Annotated in this window: 2 protein-coding genes; both read left to right on the forward strand. The window is 45.8% G+C overall.

Annotated features, from left to right (window positions below):
- Positions 1-308: sigma factor-like helix-turn-helix DNA-binding protein (locus VN105_RS28135; protein WP_325646540.1), on the forward strand; the 308-nt coding region annotated here is incomplete at its 5' end.
- A 135-nt stretch (positions 309-443) separates the two neighbouring features.
- Positions 444-1,541 carry a FecR family protein gene (locus VN105_RS28140; RefSeq protein ID WP_325646542.1) on the forward strand — a complete coding sequence of 366 codons (1,098 nt, stop codon included), beginning with the start codon at positions 444-446 and terminating at the stop codon, positions 1,539-1,541.
- The last annotated feature ends 107 nt before the right edge of the window (positions 1,542-1,648 follow it).

Here is a 1,648-nt window from a genome sequence, read left to right on the forward strand (position 1 = left end):
AACAAAGGGAAGAACAGGGCCTGTTGCTGGACATGCCTTTCAAAGACCTTACTACTGAAGATCCCGAAAGCATTATTATTTCCTCGGAGCTGCACGATTGTATCCGCAATGCTATTAATGCCCTGCCACCCCGCTGCAGGCAGATCTATGAAATGGTACGTATAGAAGGCTTGCGGAATAAAGATGTGGCCGTACAGTTAAATATCTCCGTTAATACAATTGATGCCCAGCTGGCTATTGCCTTTAAACGGCTGGTACAGGCAGTAGGAGCGTTTAACCGGAAAGAAGGACTGTCAGAAAAAATATAGGTTAACCCGTCCTGAAATTTTTTTTATCCCCGCTTAGTAGATTGTGCTCATTTCCCCGTCTTATCAATAAACATCTTTTAGTAAACACAGTGATGCTGCGTATGGCACACCTGTGAGCGCACCAAATTGTAATAAATGAACGACACCGACAGGATCTATTTCTTAATGGGAAAAGAATTGTCCTATACAATTACTCCTGCCGAAGCAGAAGAGCTGAAAGCATTACTGGTTGCCGATCCGGAGTTATGGTACGCCTATGAACTGATACAGGCGGTGAACAGTATGGATGATGTTACCCGGGAGTATGTACAGGAGATCAGGTCCCTGTTGGACGGTAAAATGGAGCCGGAAAAACTTAATAACCTGCTACTCATGAAAGCAGGTGAAGCGGAGGTGGAAACAGCTGCTGTTCCTCCCTCAAAATATCGTTTCCTGTTCCGCGTAGCCGCCGCTTTTGGCGGTATTATAGTGATCACGCTGGCAGGTATTGCATTGTTCCGGCAGGCCGCCACAAAAAGGGCTACAACAGATATTGCCATGAGCGAAATAGTAGCGCCTAAAAACGCCAAAACGCATATTGTGCTGGCCGATGGTACCGTTATCTGGCTGAATGCGGGCAGTAAACTGCGCTACCCGGCCAACTTCAGCCTGGAGAACAGGGAAGTGTTCCTTAGCGGGGAAGCCTATTTTAAAGTACCGCATAACGATAAACATTCCTTCATTGTACGTACCCGGGAAGCAACTATCCGCGACCTTGGCACCACCTTTAATGTAAAAGCCTACAACGGCAGCCCTGTTACTGAAGCCACGCTGATAGAAGGCGTTATTGAAGTGTCGCTTGAAAAAGAACAGCAGCGGAAGATCCGGTTATCACCGGGAGAAAAACTGGTGCTTCGCAATACACCGGCGCAAACACCGGCCCGGCAACAGGAAGCAACTGAGCCGGTATTTGAAGTATCGAAAATAGTGCCCTATGCTAAAACCAACGATATCATAGAAACCGCCTGGATAGAGGATAAGCTGATATTCCGCAATGAGCGGTTTGAAGACCTGGCGATGATGATGGAAAGAAGATATAACATCACTATCATCATTAAAGACCAGGAGATCAGGGATTACCGGGTAACCGGCATTTTTAAGAATGAAAACATTACAGAAGCATTAAAGCTGTTGCAGGTAATAGTACCGTTTAAAGTTAAATCGGACAATGAAGCATTTATTATTAATAAGTAGCCATGATCCGGGATAATCACCGTCGTCCCTGAAAAGAAGAAGGGAAATGCACTGACATTTCCCTCCAACACTTATCAATTTTATTGGAAGTCACAGGTCGAAGCGCG

The organism is Chitinophaga sp., from assembly GCF_035564935.1.
In the GTDB taxonomy this organism is placed as follows: domain Bacteria; phylum Bacteroidota; class Bacteroidia; order Chitinophagales; family Chitinophagaceae; genus Chitinophaga.